A 17,193-nucleotide genomic window follows, 5' to 3' on the forward strand; every position below is an offset into this window, starting at 1 on the left:
GGCCAAAAGCGGAAACCCCGCCATAGACCAGCCCCTCGATCACCAGGACCAGGCCAATTGCTACCAGAAAATCCTGCACCGCCCGCTACTGGGCGGTGCCGGGTTGGGTCGCAGGCGCGGCCGGTGGCGCGGAAGGTGCCGGCCCGGGCTTGCTGCCCGGATCGCGGAAGTAGCGGAAGAACTCGGATTCGGGCGAGAGCACCATCGTCGTTCCGGTGTTGTCCAGCGCCGTGCCATAGGCGTTCATCGAGCGATAGAAGTCGAAGAAGGCGGGATCGCGCTTATAGGCGTCCGCGAAGGTCGCGCTGCGCTGCGCCTCGCCCTCACCGCGCAGGATTTCCGATTCCTTCTGCGCCTCGGCAACGATTTCGACGACCTCGCGGTCGGCCCGCGCCCTGATGCGCTGCGCCGCCTCGTTGCCGCGCGCCCTCAGGCGCTCCGCCTCGGCCAGACGCTCGGCCTTCATGCGGTCATAGGTCTGCTGCGAAACCTCGGCCGTCAGGTCGGTCCGGCGGATGCGCACATCCTCGATGTCGAGGCCGAGCGAGGTCGCGTCGGGGCGAAGCTGATCGCGCACCTCGCGCATCATGTTGCCGCGCTCCTCCGACAGAGCTGCCTCGAAGTCGCGTAGGCCGTAGACGCGGCGTAGCGCCGCGTCGAGGCGCGTCCTCAGGCGGGCTTCGGCGAGTTCCACCTGGCCGGACACAGCCGCGCGGAACGTGCGCGGATCCGAGATCCGGTAAGCGATGAAGGCATCGACCTCGTAGAACTTGCCGCCCGAGACCTGGACGCGGATGTTGTCGAGGTCGAAGCGCATCACGCGCTTCTCGACCATCTGCACGCTGTCGGCATCGAAGAAAGCGAACGGCGCCTTGAAGTAGATGCCGGGCTCGTTCTTGACGTCGATGATCTCGCCGAACCGCAGCACGATCGCCTGCTGGCCGGCATTGACCACGAACACCGAGGAATAGAGCAGGAACAGGAGGACAGCCGCGATGACGGCGATGATGGGAAGACGGTTGGCCATCACTGGTTACCTCCCGTCGTGGCGCCCAGGGGGGCCGACGGTGCTTTCGGCTGCAAAGCCGGCAGCGGCAAATAAGGCAGCACGCCCTGACCGTTGCCCGGCTCGACGACGACCTTGTTCGAGTCCTTCAGGATCCTCTCCATGGTTTCGAGATAAAGGCGCTTGCGCGTGACGTCGGGCGCCTTGGCGTATTCGTTGTAGACGGAGATGAAGCGCTGCGCCTCGCCGTCCGCCTCCTGCACGACCCGGTTCTTGTAGGCGGCTGCGTCTTCCCGGATCTGCGCCGCCTGACCGCGTGCCTGGCCGAGCTTCTGGTTGGAATATTGGTTGGCTTGCTCGACGAACTTGTCCTCGTCCTGCTCGGCGCGCTGCACTTCATCGAATGCGTCGGCCACCTCGCGCGGGGGTGCTGCGTCCTCGATCGAGACCGCGTTGACCTGGAGACCGGTCTTGTAGCCGTCGAGCGTGCCCTGGATGATCTCGCGCACCGCGGTTGCAATGCCCTGGCGATCGTCGCGGAAAATATCCTGGGCCGGGCGCCGGCCGACAACTTCGCGCATCGCGCTCTCGGCGACCTGCGCCAGCATGCCGTCGGGATCGGAGACGTCGAACAGGTAGGCTTTGGGATCCGAGACCTGATAGGCGACCGAGAACTGAACGTTGACGATGTTCTGGTCGCCGGAGAGCATCAGCCCGGAGCCGCTGCTCGCGCCGCCGCCGATGCTGACCAGCTGCTCGGAGATCTTGGCCGTCTCGACCGTTTCGATCGGCCACCAGTGGAAATGCAGGCCCGGCTGCGAAAGCTCGGTCTTGGGCTGGCCGAAGCGCAACTCGACGGCGACCTCGTCGGGCTGCACGGTATAGATCGCTTTGAAGGCCCACAACACGACGAGCGCCAGAGCGATGAGCCCGAGCACCGCCGGGCTGGCGCCGCCGCCGCCCGGAAGCGCGCGCCGCAGCCTGTCCTGGCCACGGCGGATGATGTCCTCGAGATCGGGCGGGGAACCCTGCGGTCCGCTTGGCCCTTTCGGTCCCTGCCCCCAGGGTCCCTGATTGCCGCCGCCGCCCCATGGGCCGCCGCCGCCGCTCTTGTCGTTCCAGGGCATGAATGTCCTTTCGCTTCGGTTCCCTCAGGCCTTGCGGCGCAATCCTAACGCAAGACCCAGAAAACCCATATCGGTTTTCGAAAAGGAATCGTGCGCCAAAATCAAAGTATTACGGCGACCTCTTGTGCGTCCGGTTGGACGCGAGCCACCGCAACACCGTTCTTCTATAGGGACGCGTCGATCTGCTTTCAACGCGATGGGCCATCGTCCCCATGCGATTTGGATCGGTAGCGACCCTTTGTCGTCGTCAACGGTCGTCGCGCCGGCGCTGGTAAACCGTATAACGCGTGGCGTGGCTGTCTTTCTCGCCGGCGGGGAAATCCTCGGCGCTGACGACCTGCCAGATGCCTGGGTCGATCGGCGGAAAATGCGCGTCGCCATCGACGCTGGCCAGCACATGGGTCACATGCAGCCGGTCGGCAACCGGCAAGGCCTGGGCATAGATCTCGCCGCCACCGACCACGCAGATCTCCTCCGCTCCGGCCATGCAGCGGCCGCGTACCCTGGCCAGCGCGATCGCGTCACCCAGCGAGTGGGCCACTTCGATGCCTTCGGCGCACCAGGCCTTGTCGCGCGTCACCACGATGTTGAGCCGGCCGGGCAGCGGCCGGCCGATGCCTTCATAGGTCTTGCGGCCCATGATGATGGGCTTGCCCATCGTATCGGCCTTGAAGCGCTTGAGATCGGTGGAAAGTCGCCACGGCAGGCCGCCCTCGCGGCCGATCACGCCGTTTTCGGCGATGGCGACATAGATCGCGATATCCATCAGCCGCCGTTCCCGCCATTGTCGGACGGCTCGAGCAGCAGGATGTCGATGTCGCGCTCGGGATAAAAATCTTTCGCGGTGATCTCGAATGTCGTCGGTCCGACCTTTTTGACATTGTCGCCGCAGAAGGAGACGAGGTTTTTGGGGCTGCCCTTGTCGATGGTCAGCTTGAAATTGCCGATGGTGCCGGAGGCCCAGTTCCCCCCCGTGGTGAGGATGTAGGCGATCCGGCTCTCGTAATATTTCGGGTAGCCGTCCGGATTCGCCTTGGCCGCCTTGCGCACCGCGTTCTCGAACGTCTGATCCATGCAGTAGCGGGTCTTGTAAGTATCGTATTGCGGGTTCTGGAACTGGCCTTCGGAGAAGAAGCTGACCGAGGAGGTGCCGCCGACGCTTGGTTTGTAGCGGTGCGAGACATGGACCTCCTTGTTGGCCGGGAAGGTCGAGCGCCACCAATAGGTCGAGCGCAATTGCCAGAAGGGGACATAGGCGGTCTGCATGCCCGAACCGTCATCGGCAGTATCCTCGATGATGATGCCGCGGTCTTCCCAGTCCTTGGTGACATCCTTGGGCAGTTTCGCCAGCGCCGCCTTGGCGGCATCGCCGAACGGATAGAGCGGCACGTTCTGCGCCTTGACGTCGGCAGTGATGTCGATGCCCAGCGCAAACGCCCTCTGCTCGAGCTGAGGCTTCGCATCGACGCCGTCGATCGTCACCTCGAAGCCGAGGAAATTGTCGCTCTGCGCCTCCGGGAGCGCCGGCATCTCGTTGGGATCGCCCTCGATGTCGGGCATCGGGAACGCCACGATGGAGCTGACATCCTTGTCGGTGTTGTTGCGGAAGACATAGTTGACCGTCACCTTCTCCGGCGAGATGAAGAGGTCCTCGCTTTGCATGGCGACGGCATCGCTGCGCGACAGGATCAGCCCGCCGGTGCCGAGCTCGGCGACGGAATCATTGGCGAAGGCCGGAGCGGCCATGGTCGCCAGCGCCGCGGTCAGTATGGTGCGTAACATCGACCCCTCCTCTGTGCCGCTATACCGGGACCAGCCGGATGCGCATTTCCATCTACCCGTTTCAAGATAGCGTTTCAAAGCCCTTCGTCACCGTTTGCCGGTACTTCTGGACACCGCGCCGCCGATCAGGCAGGAGATCGCCATGCGCAAGCTTCTCGTCATCGGCATCGGCGCCGGTAATCCCGATCACATGACGGTCCAGGCCATCGACGGCCTGAACCGCGCCGACGTGCTGTTCATCCCCGACAAGGGGGCGAAGAAGAACGATCTCGCCGATCTGCGCCGGCAGATCTGCGACCGCTTCGTCACCAACCCGAAATCGCGCCGGGTCGAATTCGAGGTGCCGGTCCGGGCGGAGCCGACATCGTCTTACCGGACAACCGTCGACGACTGGCACGAGGCGATCGCCGAAATCTACGAGACCCTGATCCGCCACGAGCTTACCGAAGACGGCTGCGGCGCTTTCCTGATCTGGGGCGACCCGTCGCTCTATGACAGCGCGCTGCGCATCCTCGAGCGCGTCCGCCTGAGGGGCAATGTCGGTTTCGAGCTCGAGGTCATCCCCGGCATCACCGCGATCCAGGCGCTGGCCGCAGCCCACGCGACCGCGCTCAACCGCATCGGCGATTCGATCCTGGTGACGACCGGCCGCCGGCTGACCGAAGAAGGCATGCCGGCCAATGCCGGCTCCACGGTTGTCATGCTCGACGGCAAATGCGCCTTCAATACGCTGGGCGACAAGGATGTCTTCATCCAGTGGGGCGCCTATCTCGGCACGCCGGATGAGATCGTCATTTCCGGCCGCCTGGGCGATGTTGGCGCCGAGATCGAGAAGGTCCGCGAGGAAGCCCGGCGCAAAAAGGGCTGGATCATGGACACGTATCTGCTGAGGAAATCAGGGGAGTAAGGGAGCAGGGCAGTAAGGCAATAGGGGGCGCGCACATCGTATGCGCAAGCACTCCGGGATGTCACACCCTACTGCCCTACTGCCCTACTGCCCTACCCAGCATCGATCTCCGCCTGCAGCGCCTGCATATGGACGGCGGCAGCCGATGACGCGGCCCGCTCTATGGCCCGGAAACGGCTGACCACCGCCAGACCCACCGATGTCAGTTGCGCGCCGCCGCCCTTCTTGCCGCCGGTCTGCGCGGCGACCAGCGGCTTGCCGAACACGCGGTTCATGTCCTCGACCAGATCCCACGCATGCTTGTAGGACATCTCCATGCCGCGCGCCGCGGCCGAGATCGATCCGAAGGCGGCGATCTGCTCCAAAAGCTCAATCTTGCCGGGGCCGATCCGGCCGTCGGGGTCGAGATTTATCCGCAGGCTCAACGATGGCATGCCCTGTCCTCCGCGATCATGCCGAGACTACCCTCTCCGCCGCCATATCGCTATTCCAAATCAACATAGCGATTTGGCCCTTCGTCAACCATCCGCCTCAACTGGCAGGCCCGCCCCGGTAGTTGCGCTGTCGAAGCTCACCGTCTTGATCACCGCGAAGACCTGCTGGCCGAGCGCCAGACGAAGGGTGTGTTTGGATTGTTCGGTGATCCGCGCCAGCACGATCGCGCCATTGCATTCGATGGCGATTTCCACCGTCGGCCCGATGCCCGGCCTGACGGCGGTGATCGTTCCCGCCAGAATGTTGAGCGCGCTGAGACCTCCCGGCCGCTCGGTCGCTATCATGACGTCGCGGGCGCGGATACGAATGCGCACCGGAGCGCCCGCTGCCATCGCCAGTTTCGGGACCCGGATTTCGCCGGCCGGTGAGGTCAGCACCGTCATGCCGAATGCCTCGTCGTGGCGCAGAACCTTGGTGTCGAGCACCGCCCCTCCCTCGCCGCGCTCTTCCGCCGGCAACAGGTCGAGCCGCTGCATGATCGCCTCGGTCGGGCCTGAGGCCGCGACCTTGCCTTGCGAAAGCACGACGACGTCGCTCGCCAGCCGCGCCACCTCGGCGACGGAATGGCTGACATAGACGATCGGGAGCTTCGTCTCGTCGCGCAGCCGCTCGATATAGGGCAGGATCTCGGCCTTGCGCGCCTCATCGAGCGAGGCGAGCGGCTCGTCCATCAAAAGCAGTTTCGGGCTGGCAAGCAGGGCACGGCCGATCGCGACGCGCTGCTTCTCGCCGCCCGACAGTTTCGCCGGCCGCCGGTCGAGGAGATGACCGATGCCGAGCAGCTCGACCACCGCATCCATCTTGGCGTAGCGCTCGGAAGCCGGCGTGAACCAGCGGCCGTAGCGCAGATTGCCGGCGACGCTCATATGCGGGAACAGCCGCGCATCCTGGAACACCATGCCGATTCGCCGCCTGTGCATCGGCACGAAGATCCGCGCTTCGGTGTCGGCCAGCACCCGCCCGTCGACGGCAATGCGGCCCTTGTCCGGGCGGATCAGCCCCGCGATCAGGTTGATCAGCGTCGACTTGCCCGAGCCGGAAGGCCCGAACAGCGCCGTCAGCCGCCCGGCGCTGTCGAAACGCGCTTCCACGGCGAAGTCGCCCAGGCGATAGCGGATATCGACCGAGAGCGTCATTCGATGTCCATCCGCCGGCCGACGCGCCGCGCCAGCACCTCCGAGGCGACGAGCGCGACCATCGAGATGACGATAGAGATCAGCGTCAGCCTGAGCGCGCCCTCGTCGCCGCCGGGCACCTGTGTGAAGGTGTAGATCGCTGAGGGCAAAGTCTGCGTCTCATTGGGGATGTTGGAGACGAAGGTGATGGTGGCGCCGAATTCGCCCATCGCCTTGGCGAAGGAAAGAATGGCGCCGGCAATCAGGCCGGGCAGGATCAGCGGCAGCGTGATGGTGGAGAACACCCAGAGCGGATTGGCGCCGAGGGTGCCGGCCGCCGCCTCGATTCTGCGGTCGACGGCCTCGATCGACAGCCGGATCGCCCGCACCATCAGCGGAAAGCCCATGACGCCGCAGGCCAGCGCCGCGCCGGTCCAGCGGAACGAAAAGACGATGCCGAAATGCTCGGCCAGAAAGGCGCCGGCCGGCCCGCGCCGGCCGAAGGTGAGCAGGAGCAGATAGCCCGTCACCACCGGCGGCAGGATCAGCGGCAGATGCACCAGCCCGTTGAGCAGGGTCTTGCCCCAGAAACGCCCTCGCGCCAGCAGCAGCGCAAGCAGGATGCCGGGCGGCAGGCTGGCGATCATCGCCACCGTCGCCACCTTGATCGACAGCCGGACCGCATTCCATTCGTCGGGAGTGAGGTCCAGCAGCCAGTTCATGTCAGCGTTTGCGCAATCTCTCTTAGTTGCTCGGCGCGAGCACCGTGAAACCCTGCTCCTTGAAGAGTTCGGCGGCTTTCGCCGATTCGACGCATTTCAGGAAGGCAGCCGTATCCTTGTCCTTCGAATCCGCGATCTGGGCAATCGGGTAGATGATCGGCGGATGCGAATCTTCCGGGAAGGTGCCGACGACCTTGACGCCCTTCTCCGCATGCGCGTCGGTGGCGTAGACGATGCCCAGCGCCGCCTCGCCCGTCGACACCAGCTTCAAGGCTGCACGCACATTCTCGGCCTGCGCGACCTTGCCCTCGACGGACGACCAGACGCCCAGAGATTCCAGCGCCGCCTTGCCGTATTTGCCGGCCGGCACGGCCTTGAAATCGCCCATCGCAAGCTTGCCGTCGCCGATCAGCTTGGCAAGGTCGAAGCCTTTCTCGACCTTGGTCTCGACCGTGGAATCCTTCGGCGCCACCAGCACGATCTGGTTGCCGAGCAGCTTCACCTCGGTGTCCGGCTTGGTCAGCTTCTTGTCCGAGAGATACTTCATCCAGTCGAGGTCGGCTGACACGAACACGTCCGCCGGCGCGCCGCCTTCGATCTGCTTGGCCAGCGCCGAGCTCGCCGCGTAGGAAATGGTGGCGGCTTCTCCGACTTCCGGCTCGCAGGCCTTGTTGACCGCGTCGAGCGCGTCCTTGAGGCTCGCCGCGGCAAACACGACCACCTTGTCGTCGGCATGAGCCGCCGGCACCGCCGCCATCAGCATTGCCGTGAAACCTCCAATAGCGATCGCCTTCAACCCGAAACCCGTGCCCGTCATGAAGTCTCTCCCTGGTATCAAAATCCGTACGGCTCGAATCCTCAGACCGATATATCCGGATGAACATAACAAGGAAAGGCTTTTCGCCTGTCGTGGCATTGTGTGGGCCGGCATGGTCCCGGTCTACGATAAATCGGAAACAGCGCTGCTCAAGGAGAGACGCATGAAGATCAGCGCCCGCAATATCCTGAATGGTAAGGTCACCGAGATCGTCAAGGGAACGACCACCTCGCATGTCAGGATCGACATAAGCGGCGGCGTGATCGTCACCGCATCGATCACCAATGAGGCGGTCGCCGACCTTGCCCTCGAGAAGGGCAAGCAGGCCTATGCGGTGGTCAAGGCCTCGGACGTCATGGTCGGCATCGACTGATCGAGTTAAACGGCGATCGGCGCCTTGATATTCGCGTCCGCGAAATAATTCTCGAGGCGGAAATCCTCGAAGCGGAAGGCGAACAGGTCCTTCACCTCCGGATTGATCCACATCGTCGGCAGAGCCTTGGGCGTGCGCCGCATCTGCTCGCGTGCCTGTTCGAAATGGTTCGAATAGAGATGCGCGTCGCCCAGCGTGTGGACGAAGTCGCCCGGCTTCAGCCCGGTCACCTGCGCCACCATCATGGTGAGCAGGGCATAGGAAGCGATGTTGAACGGCACGCCGAGGAAGATGTCGGCCGAGCGCTGGTAAAGCTGGCAGGAGAGCCTGCCTTCCGAGACATAGAACTGGAACAGGCAGTGGCAGGGCGGCAGCGCCATCGCCTCGACTTCAGCCGGATTCCAGGCCGAGACGATCAGCCGGCGCGAGTTGGGATTCCGGCGTATTTCCTTCAAAAGGCCCGCAATCTGGTCGATCTCGCCGCCATGGCCATCGGGCCAGGAGCGCCACTGCTTGCCATAGACCGGTCCGAGATCGCCGTTCTCGTCGGCCCATTCGTCCCAAATGGTGACGCCGTTGTCGTTGAGATATTTGATGTTGGTGTCACCGGCCAGGAACCACAGAAGCTCGTGGATGATCGACTTCAGATGCAGCTTCTTGGTGGTCGTGACCGGAAAGCCGCGCGAAAGATCGAAGCGCATCTGGTAGCCGAACACCGAGCGCGTGCCGGTTCCGGTGCGGTCGCCACGGTCGCTGCCGTTCTCCAGCACATGCTTCAACAGGTCGAGATATTGGCGCATCGGCTCCGCCTCGATTCGGGTTACAGCCAATCATACCCGACCGACAGCCGGTCGAACACCGCAAAGCGGCTGCGGATGCGGGGCGCACCCAAAAGCCCACGGTGCCGGCACGGTTTCGTGCCGGCTGCTGTGGCCAGGACTCAGAGAGAGCCGAGTTTGCCGAGATCCTTGGCAACCAGGTAGTAGAAGGTCACGCGGCTCTTGGTGTTGTCTGCCTGCATCGCCTTGCAGGTCTTCTCGATCGAGGCATTCGCCTTAGCGGCATCGGCGATGCCGAGCTTCTTGCCGATCCAATTCTCGCGAACGCGATCGAGTTCCTTCGGGTCGGTGCAGGACACCAGCGAGGAATCGCGGTTCCTGAGCGCAATGCCCAGGTGCTTGACGATCTTATCGACCGCGTCGGCGCTGGCGCTGGCATCGTATTTCTTCACATCCGCAAGATAGTCGGCCATCAAACTTCCCCTCGTCGGCGCCACGGATCCTGTCGATGAGGGTTGTGGCGCGCCGCGCAACCTTTGCGCTAGGTCAGAGACTCCTCACCGGGAGCGAGATTTGATTGAGTGGGCGCGCAAGTCAACCCTTGGCTGCACAGTTTGACATTACGGATAACCGCCGGTTTGGCCTTTATTTTTCCCTCATCGCTCCCTATATTCGCTTTGTCGGCTTGACCGACTATGGCAATAAACAGGCGATGAAATAAGCCGTTCGGACCCGGGGGCGGTACCCGGCGCCTCCACCAAAAACCGCTCTGGCTGACGGAGCGGCTTTTGCTGGGGGCGAAATAGGATCGACGAAGGTGTAAAGATCGTACTTTTGCCCGGCATTGTACCACCGTCATCGGGCTAAACTTATAGTTGCCAACGACAACTATGCGGAAGCTCGTCTCGCTGCTTAATGCGGCGCGAACGCTTCAAATCAAGTCCTAGCGGTTCGCACTTCTAGGCGGGGTTCGGAGGTACCTGGCAACAGAAACCTCCACCTTCCCTTTTTTCCCTTTTTTGCTTCTTCCCATCAATCGAACGGCCAAGGCTTGTCCGGCGCTTTGATGCGCGGCACGGCCTTGCCGCTCATCCTCCATGGACAGGCCATGCAAAACGATTCCGACCGATTCTTCGTGCTGACTGGTGGCCCGGGCTCGGGCAAGACGACGCTGATCGAAGCGTTGCAGGCCAAGGGTTTCGCGACGGCCCCCGAAGCCGGGCGCGGCGTCATCCGCGACCAGATGGCCATCGGCGGCCCTGCCCTCCCCTGGCAGGACCGAGGGCTCTTTGCCGAGCTGATGCTGTCGTGGGAATTGCGCTCCTGGCACGCCGCGCCTGCTGAAGCCGGCCCGGTTTTCTTCGACCGCGGCGTGGCCGATACGATCGGCTATCTCAGGCTCTGCGGCCTGCCGGTGCCCGACCACGTCACAAGCGCGGCTGAAAAATTCCGCTACGCGCGCCGCGTCTTCGTCGCGCCGCCCTGGCCGGAGATTTTCAGCCAGGACGAGGAGCGCAAGCAGACGCTGGACGAGGCCGAGCGCACATTCCGCTCGGTGACCGGCGTCTATGCGGAACTCGGCTACGAACTGGTGCCTTTACCTCTTGCCTCGGTCGAAGAGCGGGTGCGCTTCGTCATCGATCGAGCGGATTTGCGACAGATATGAAAAAGGCCGAGCAAGCCGGCCTTTTTGGGTTGTTTCGAGGCGCCTTACTCTGCCGGCGCCTCGACCGCTTCACGCGCGCGGCCGAGCGTGAGCTTGGCCAGCGTGAACGAGATCACGGCGCAGAGCGTGATCCCCGCCACCATCGGCAGCGGCGTGCCGTCGAAGAAGATGCCGGCGACGCCCATGGCCAGCGCGCCGATGGCGAAATGTAGCGTGCCCATCAGCGCCGAGGCCGTGCCGGCGATCTCGCCATGCTCTTCCATCGCCAGCACCGAGGTGGTCGGAATGACGAGGCCGAGGAAGCCGTAACCGACGAAGAGCAGCGCAGCCATCACGTCGAGCCGGTCGACGCCCGAGGCCATGATCGCGAACAGCGCCACCATCACCGTGGCATAGCCGGTGACCGCCACCCAGACAACGCGCTTCAACCCGAAGCGGTCAGCCAGAAGCCCTGTCAGCTGCGACATGCCGATGAAGGCGACCGCGTTGATCGAGAAGAACACACTGTAGACCGACGGCGACAGGCCGTAATGGTCGATCAGGATGAAGGACGAACTCGACAGATAGACGAAGAAGCTCGCAATGCCGAAGCCGGCGATCGCCACAAGGCCGAGGAAGTTGCGATCGCCCATCAGGTAGCGGTAGCCGGCAAGCGCCGTGCCGAAGGACGAGCCGGCGCGCTCCTCGACCGGCCGCGTCTCTTTGAGCGAGGTGGCAAGCAGGATGGTGGCCAGGGCAGCCGCGCCCGTGACGGTCCAGAACACGGCACGCCAGCCGAAGGTTTCGATGATCTGGCTGCCGGTCAGCGGCGCCAGAATCGGCGACACCGAGAACACCAGCATCAGAAGCGACATCAGCTTGGCGGCCTCGTTGCCGGTGTGCAGATCGCGCACGATGGCGCGCGGCACCGCCATGCCCGCGCTGGCGCCCAGGCCCTGCAGGAAGCGGAAGGCGATCAGCCACTCGATATTCGGCGCCATGGCCGAGCCGACGCCGCCGACCATGAACAGAGCGAGTCCGGCATAAAGCGGCGCCTTGCGGCCGACCATGTCGGAGATCGGCCCGACGACGATCTGGCCGAAGCCCATCGACAGGAAGAATATCAGAAGGCTCATCTGCACGGCGGCGGTGCCGGCATGCAGGTCCTGGCCGATCGAAGGCAGCGCGGGAAGATACATATCGATCGCAAACGGGCCGATCGCAGACAACAAGCCGAGCACGACCGCGATGCGGAGGAATTTGGGACTCATGATAAAGGCTCTTTTCGGATCTGGTTGCCGCCGCAATACCGGCGTCTGAACCCAGGACGTTCCATCCCGCGGGGAATCCTACAATCAGAGTGAATCATTCGCCCTATCAGGCGAACATATTCGTCTCTCCAGCGGGATTTCCCTTTGTTGTGTCCACAAATTTAGACAGGCTTGTCCAATTCGTCAATCACCGCTATATAGATTTTCATGAAGCACGGCGTTTCTCCTGACACTTTCCCGCCACGCAGCCATGAGGCCAAGCGCGTGTCGGTGGTGGATGCGGCCGCTTCCGTCTTCTGCCGCGAAGGCTATGCCGGCGCCAATATCGACCTGATCGCGGCCGAGGCCGGGGTCTCGCGCCAGACGGTCTACAACCACCACGGCGACAAGGAAAACCTCTTCGTCGCCGTCGTGCGAGACCTGACAGAGCGCTGCAATGCCGGCATCTTCGCCACCATCGCCAGCTTCCCCGACCAGCCCACCGACCTCGAGGCCGACCTGATCGCCTTCGCGGTGCGTATGAACCGCAATTGCATCTGCAACCGCGATGGCCGTTTCCTGCGCAAGCTGATCCAGGCCGAAGGCGGGCGTTATCCGGAACTGTTTGCCGAATGGCGCGAACAGGGCCCTGGCCGCACCTGGTCGGCGCTTGCCGCCCGTTTCGCCCGGCTTGCCTTCGCCGGGCATCTTTCGATCGGCGACCCCGACGTCGCGGCGCGTCAGTTCCTCGCCCTCGTCAACGCCGAGCTTCAGACCACGTTCATGCTGGGCGGCACGCCAACCGAGGGAGAGGTGCTGCGCTCCGCCACCAACGGCGTGCGGACCTTCCTCAGCGCCTTTGCCAGGAAGAAGTCGCCAGCCGGCAAACAGGCCGCGCTCGCCCACGCCTGAGTGATCAAATCGCTGGCGCCCCTCTTGGCCTCACCGCTTTGCGCCTATATGCGGTTTACGCCGCGCCCAAGCTTGATTACAGCTATGCGGACGATTCAACGGAACCCGACCATCACATGGCCGACGACCATATCCGCTACGACATTCTGGCCCAGGAGGCACTGCGCGGCGTCATGCGCAAGGTCCTGGCCGAGGTCGCGCGCACCGGCCTTCCGGGCAATCATCATTTCTTCATCACGTTCCTGACCGGCGCGCCGGGGGTGCGCATCTCGTCGCGGTTGCGTGAGCGCTATCCGGAGCAGATGACCATCGTCATCCAGTTCCAGTATTGGGACCTCAAGGTGACGGATGCCGGCTTCGAGGTCGGACTTTCCTTCTCCGACGTTCCGGAAAAGCTCGAGATCCCCTTCTCTGCCGTGCGCGGCTTCTACGATCCGTCGGTCAATTTCGAGCTCGAATTCGACGTCAAGACGGAGAGCGTGGAAGACGAGGCCGCCGCTCCGGCGCCTGAACCGATCGCCGTCGTTCCCGAGAAGAAGCCGGAAACCAAAAAGAAGGCCGCCGAGAGCGAAAAGAAGCCGGCGGTCGCCGAGACCGGCGGCAAAGGCGCCGACGTCGTCTCGCTCGACGCCTTCCGCAAGAAGTAGTCCGGCGCCATGGGCGAGGTCATTAATCTCCGCCAGGCCCGCAAGCAGAAAGCGCGCACAGAGAAAGAACGTCAGGCGAGCGAGAACCGGGCGTTGCACGGCCGCTCGAAGGCGGAGCGCGAGCGCGATCGGCTGACATCGGAGAAGGCCGAGACATTCATGGCCGGCCATCGCCGGGATAAGCCCGACGACCCCGGCAAGCGCTGAGTCCTGCAATGGCCGCGGTCGAAAAACGCTCGGTAACGATTCGCGGTCACCGCACCAGCTTTTCGCTGGAGCAGCCCTTCTACGACGACCTCGTCACCATCGCCGCGCAGCGTTCGCTGTCGCTCGCGGCCCTCGTCGCCGAGATCGACGAGACGCGCACCCGCGATGCCAACCTGTCGTCGGCGCTGAGGCTCTATGTGCTGGCCTGGGCGAAACGCGGCGGCGGCACCATATAGCCCCGCTATCTCCGACGCTTTGGTGCGCCAAGCGTTGAGAGCGCCATAAGTCGAGACATGACGACGAAAACGCAAACGCCGGAGATTGGTTGAAGCCGCGCCCCAACCTCGTCATTCTATGGCGGAGCAAGGAGCGAAGCGACGCGGCGCAGACCATAGAATCCATGCCGTGACTTGGAAGCGTTGCTGCGGTGCAGAATTTTGCTCTGTTGCACGCCTTGGCGAAGGTAACGGCATGGATTCCAGGGTCTTCGCGACGGAGCTTCGCTCCTGCTTCGCCCTGGAATGACGATCGCGATGGGCGTTTCGGCCAATCTCCAACGCATGCCACCTGCCAATGCAAACAGAGCCGACCAGTCTGGGGACCAGCTCCGCCGCGCCTGCGGCGAAAAGCTCAACCGCCGTCGAGCGACTTCAACAGATTGTCGATCGTGAATGGATTGGCCTTCGGCTTTGCCGGCGGCGGACTCGAACCGTCATTGACGCCGGGGAGTGACTGGTCCGCCTTTGGCGCCTGCTGAGCCGCCTTGCGTGCTGCTTCCAGCTTCGCCTGCTCCGCCTTCTTGCGATCGGCCTCGGCCTGCGCCTTGGCCGCCTCGTCCGCGGCCCGCCGGTCGGCCTCCGCCTTCGCCTGTTGATCGGCCTTCGCCTTGGCGTCCGCTTCGGCCTGCGCCTTGGCGTCGGCTTCCGCCTTCGCCCTCGCCTCTTCGTCGGCCTTGGCTTTAGCCTCGGCTTCGGCCTGCGCCCGCGCTTCCGCTTCGGCTTTCGCCCTGGCCTCCGCCTCGGCCTTCTGGCGCGCCTCTTCCTCTTGCCGGCGCAGTTCCTCGGCGGCCCTGTCGCGCTCCGTCTGCAGCGCTGCGTAATAGCGCACCTCGCGCCGCAGCCGCTGCTTCTCCAGCAGCGCCGCTTGCATCGCCTCGACCCGCTGCTGTTCCTTCTCCAGCGCGCGCTGCGTCAGGAACTGCGCCAGCGGACCGCTGTCGAATTGGGGCGCAGCGCCCCCGAGCGGGCCGGTCAGGTTGAAATTGACGGCAGGCTCCGAGCCGACCAAAGCCTCGTCGCCGGGACGATAGGTCATTGTCCCCTTTGCGGTGACGGTGCTCGTGTTGAGATCGGCGGTCACATCGGCGGACAAGCTCGCGCCGGGACTGTCGAGGCTGATCGGCGGCGCCCGCAGCGTCCCGTTGGCGACGGTGAAGGCCACGTCCGTGTCGCCGGCGGCAAAGCTCCCCTCGCCTGCGATCTGCGGCGCGAACTCGGCCGTCTTGGCCGCGTCGATATCGCGTCCGATCGCATCGGCCTTGGCGATGATGGCGGCAAACCCGTCCGGATTGATGCCGTCCACCTTCAATCCCTTCAGGGCCGCGGTGCCGGATCCGGACAGAGCGGCGATCATGGCGTCGACCGATTTGCCGCTGGTCGAAAGCGCCGCCGAAAGATCGCCGCTGCCGCCGATACCGGCATCGGGGAGAACCGCTGAAAGATCGCCGCCAGCCAGCCGCATTTGGCCGGAGAACAGGCCGGTGCCTTCGGTGTTCTTCAGGTCGAACAGGCCGGTCAGATCGCCGCCATAGAGCTTCGCCTTGAGATCGGAGACGTGGATGCCTTCGCGATCGAGCTTCAGCGAGAAGGAGGCGTCATGCGCCGTCGCGAAGGGCCCCACGGCCAGCGCCGACGTGTCGAGATCGAGGTCCGCGTTGAACGGCAGCGTCGACTTCTGGCTGAATGGCGTCGTCGGCCATCCGCCCTTGGCGGACGCGAAGGACTGGTCGCCGAACAGCGAGACTGCCAGCGGATCGAGGTCGAGCTCATCGAGCGCCAGCGCCCCGGCAAGATGCGGCAGCCCATCCTTGGCGTCGATGTTGATGTCCCCGGACACCGCCGCCTTGTTGATCGAGCCGGTGAGGCCGCTCAGCACCAGGAGCCCGTTGCCGAAATCGGCATCGGCCGCCAGCGACGTCGACGTGCCGGTCCCCATGCCGGGCAGGCCTACCCCTGTGGTCATCAGCCACGGCTCGATATCGGCGGCATCGAGATTGACCTTGCCCTTGGCTGTAGGGCCTTGAGCCGTATCGGCGACCGTTCCGTCGAAGCTCGCCCTGAAGTCGTCGGCGGTCAGATTGAAGCTGGTCGCGAGACCGCCGGCGACCGAGCCCTTCGCCGAGACGTCGGTGTTTGCGTGGCCGAGCATGCCGAGCGGCAGCGCCGGCAGGCCGTAAAGCGCCAGCAGCGTCGTGGCATTGTCGTTGCGGGCGTTGAAGGTGATCGACACCGGAGCCTCGGTGAGCTTGTCTGCGCTTCCCTTGCCGGAAAGCGAAGCCGAGAAGGCCGAGCCGCCGGCATTGCCCTGGGCCGAGAGCGCCAGGCCCGTGGTGCCGTCGCCATTGTCGGCGGCGCTGGTCAAGAGATCGATGCGCGCATCCTGGAACAGTTCGGGATAGGCCGCCGCGCGGCTTGCCAGGCCTTTGAGCACGGCATTGTCGGGATAATGCTCGGCCGCGACATCTATCAGCGGCTTGAGGTCCACAGCAACGATGGAGGCGTTGAGCTTGCCGGTCGGGCTCTGCGGAAAATCCTTGACCCGGCCCGTGGCGCTGATCGAGGCGCCGGCCAGGCCGCCGATCGACAGCCGGTCGATCTCGAGCAGGCCCTCTCGCAGCCGCAGCGCGGTGTCGACGGTGTCGGCGCTGAGCCCGCCGGCGCTGACCGGCCCTGCCTTGATCTGGAAATCGAGATCGCGATCCGAAAAGCGGTTGGCACCCTTGTCGCTGATGAAGATCGAAGCGAAGGCCGCGAGCCCATCAAGGTCCATCTCGCCGCCCGTCAGTTGCATCAGCACGGAAGGCCTGGCGCCATCCGGCTGGCTGGAATCGATGCTGCCGGAAAATTTCGCCTTGCCCAGGATGAGTTCGAGGTCGCTGAAGGACTGCCGGTTCTCGCTGAGGTCGACCTTGGCCTTGAAGCCTGCCGCGGGCAGCCGGCGGATCGCTTCGTCGACATCCTTCGACAGCCAGGCGGCAAAACCGGAAGGCTGCCCGACGGCGAGCAGCAACGAGCCGGTGAAGCCGAAATGGTCCTCGACGCTCAGCATGCCGTCGGCTTCGAGCGTCGTGCGGCCAGGCAGCGTCGCGGCAAGCGACCTGACCGCCAAGCCACCTTCGACCGGCTCGGAC

At 64.2% G+C, this 17,193-nt stretch carries 19 protein-coding genes and 1 other RNA gene; 8 read left to right on the forward strand and 12 right to left on the reverse strand.

Translation table 11 applies throughout. The features are described 5' to 3' along the window. Nucleotides 1–85: 85 nt before the first annotated feature. The 4 genes from EOA23_RS19830 to EOA23_RS19845 form a co-directional block, all read right to left on the reverse strand. Nucleotides 86–1,027, reverse strand: coding sequence for a protease modulator HflC (locus EOA23_RS19830; protein WP_127305395.1), 942 nt, complete (start codon nt 1,025–1,027; stop codon nt 86–88). Continuing rightward, nucleotides 1,027–2,133, reverse strand: coding sequence for an FtsH protease activity modulator HflK (gene hflK / locus EOA23_RS19835; RefSeq protein ID WP_127305396.1), 1,107 nt, complete (start codon nt 2,131–2,133; stop codon nt 1,027–1,029). The genes EOA23_RS19830 and hflK overlap by 1 nt, the downstream gene beginning before the upstream one ends. A gap of 247 nt (nt 2,134–2,380) precedes the next feature. Next, on the reverse strand, nt 2,381–2,899 hold the full coding sequence (locus EOA23_RS19840; RefSeq protein ID WP_127305397.1) for a dihydrofolate reductase: 519 nt from the start codon (nt 2,897–2,899) through the stop codon (nt 2,381–2,383). Next, complete coding sequence (locus tag EOA23_RS19845; RefSeq protein WP_127305398.1) at nt 2,899–3,915, reverse strand: DUF4424 domain-containing protein; 1,017 nt, start codon at nt 3,913–3,915, stop codon at nt 2,899–2,901. The genes EOA23_RS19840 and EOA23_RS19845 overlap by 1 nt, the downstream gene beginning before the upstream one ends. 142 nt (nt 3,916–4,057) lie before the next feature. Here EOA23_RS19845 and cobF point away from each other — a divergent pair, with 142 nt between their 5' ends. Next, nucleotides 4,058–4,822, forward strand: coding sequence for a precorrin-6A synthase (deacetylating) (gene cobF / locus EOA23_RS19850; protein WP_127305399.1), 765 nt, complete (start codon nt 4,058–4,060; stop codon nt 4,820–4,822). 92 nt (nt 4,823–4,914) lie between these two features. Here cobF and EOA23_RS19855 read toward each other — a convergent pair whose 3' ends face one another. From EOA23_RS19855 to modA, 4 genes are all read right to left on the reverse strand, one after another. After that, a complete protein-coding gene (locus EOA23_RS19855) occupies nt 4,915–5,256 on the reverse strand; it encodes a winged helix-turn-helix domain-containing protein (RefSeq protein ID WP_042644082.1) in 342 nt (113 codons plus the stop codon). A gap of 84 nt (nt 5,257–5,340) precedes the next feature. Beyond that, nucleotides 5,341–6,453, reverse strand: a complete 1,113-nt coding sequence (gene modC, locus EOA23_RS19860) for a molybdenum ABC transporter ATP-binding protein (protein WP_127305400.1) — start codon at nt 6,451–6,453, stop codon at nt 5,341–5,343. Beyond that, complete coding sequence (gene modB, locus EOA23_RS19865; RefSeq protein WP_127305401.1) at nt 6,450–7,154, reverse strand: molybdate ABC transporter permease subunit; 705 nt, start codon at nt 7,152–7,154, stop codon at nt 6,450–6,452. The genes modC and modB overlap by 4 nt, the downstream gene beginning before the upstream one ends. Before the next feature lie 22 nt (nt 7,155–7,176). Beyond that, complete coding sequence (modA, locus tag EOA23_RS19870; protein ID WP_127305402.1) at nt 7,177–7,971, reverse strand: molybdate ABC transporter substrate-binding protein; 795 nt, start codon at nt 7,969–7,971, stop codon at nt 7,177–7,179. 163 nt (nt 7,972–8,134) lie between these two features. Between modA and EOA23_RS19875 the strand changes: the two genes are divergently transcribed. Then, on the forward strand, nt 8,135–8,344 hold the full coding sequence (locus tag EOA23_RS19875) for a molybdopterin-binding protein (protein WP_127305403.1): 210 nt from the start codon (nt 8,135–8,137) through the stop codon (nt 8,342–8,344). A 5-nt stretch (nt 8,345–8,349) separates the two neighbouring features. Here EOA23_RS19875 and EOA23_RS19880 read toward each other — a convergent pair whose 3' ends face one another. Beyond that, the gene (locus tag EOA23_RS19880) at nt 8,350–9,144 is read right to left on the reverse strand and encodes a thymidylate synthase (RefSeq protein WP_126064619.1); all 795 of its coding nucleotides are present in this window, start codon (nt 9,142–9,144) and stop codon (nt 8,350–8,352) included. 140 nt (nt 9,145–9,284) lie between these two features. Beyond that, entirely contained in the window at nt 9,285–9,596 is a 312-nt protein-coding gene (locus EOA23_RS19885) for a DUF2853 family protein (RefSeq protein ID WP_127305404.1), read from the reverse strand. 167 nt (nt 9,597–9,763) lie between these two features. Here EOA23_RS19885 and ssrA point away from each other — a divergent pair. Together ssrA and EOA23_RS19895 are read left to right on the forward strand one after the other, a co-directional pair. After that, nucleotides 9,764–10,124: a transfer-messenger RNA gene (gene ssrA / locus EOA23_RS19890) on the forward strand. 107 nt (nt 10,125–10,231) lie between these two features. Continuing rightward, nucleotides 10,232–10,789, forward strand: coding sequence for an AAA family ATPase (locus EOA23_RS19895; RefSeq protein WP_127305405.1), 558 nt, complete (start codon nt 10,232–10,234; stop codon nt 10,787–10,789). Nucleotides 10,790–10,833: 44 nt separating this feature from the next. On the opposite strand, the gene EOA23_RS19900 is transcribed toward EOA23_RS19895, so the two are convergent. Beyond that, on the reverse strand, nt 10,834–12,039 hold the full coding sequence (locus EOA23_RS19900; protein ID WP_127305406.1) for a multidrug effflux MFS transporter: 1,206 nt from the start codon (nt 12,037–12,039) through the stop codon (nt 10,834–10,836). A 207-nt stretch (nt 12,040–12,246) separates the two neighbouring features. Here EOA23_RS19900 and EOA23_RS19905 point away from each other — a divergent pair, with 207 nt between their 5' ends. The 4 genes from EOA23_RS19905 to EOA23_RS19920 all read left to right on the forward strand — a co-directional run bounded on the left by EOA23_RS19905 (nt 12,247) and on the right by EOA23_RS19920 (nt 14,020). Next, nucleotides 12,247–12,930 carry a TetR/AcrR family transcriptional regulator gene (locus EOA23_RS19905; RefSeq protein ID WP_127305407.1) on the forward strand — a complete coding sequence of 228 codons (684 nt, stop codon included), beginning with the start codon at nt 12,247–12,249 and terminating at the stop codon, nt 12,928–12,930. Nucleotides 12,931–13,046: 116 nt separating this feature from the next. After that, entirely contained in the window at nt 13,047–13,577 is a 531-nt protein-coding gene (locus EOA23_RS19910) for an SspB family protein (protein ID WP_042644144.1), read from the forward strand. A 9-nt stretch (nt 13,578–13,586) separates the two neighbouring features. Beyond that, complete coding sequence (locus tag EOA23_RS19915; protein WP_127305408.1) at nt 13,587–13,784, forward strand: DUF4169 family protein; 198 nt, start codon at nt 13,587–13,589, stop codon at nt 13,782–13,784. An 8-nt stretch (nt 13,785–13,792) separates the two neighbouring features. Further along, a complete protein-coding gene (locus EOA23_RS19920; RefSeq protein ID WP_126060137.1) occupies nt 13,793–14,020 on the forward strand; it encodes a ribbon-helix-helix domain-containing protein in 228 nt (75 codons plus the stop codon). A gap of 394 nt (nt 14,021–14,414) precedes the next feature. Here EOA23_RS19920 and EOA23_RS19925 read toward each other — a convergent pair. Next, nucleotides 14,415–17,193 (reverse strand): AsmA-like C-terminal region-containing protein (locus EOA23_RS19925; protein WP_127305409.1); only part of this gene is annotated, 2,779 nt, incomplete at its 5' end.

Origin of the sequence: Mesorhizobium sp. M2A.F.Ca.ET.042.01.1.1 (assembly GCF_003997405.1) — a bacterium.
Taxonomy (GTDB): Bacteria; Pseudomonadota; Alphaproteobacteria; order Rhizobiales; family Rhizobiaceae; genus Mesorhizobium.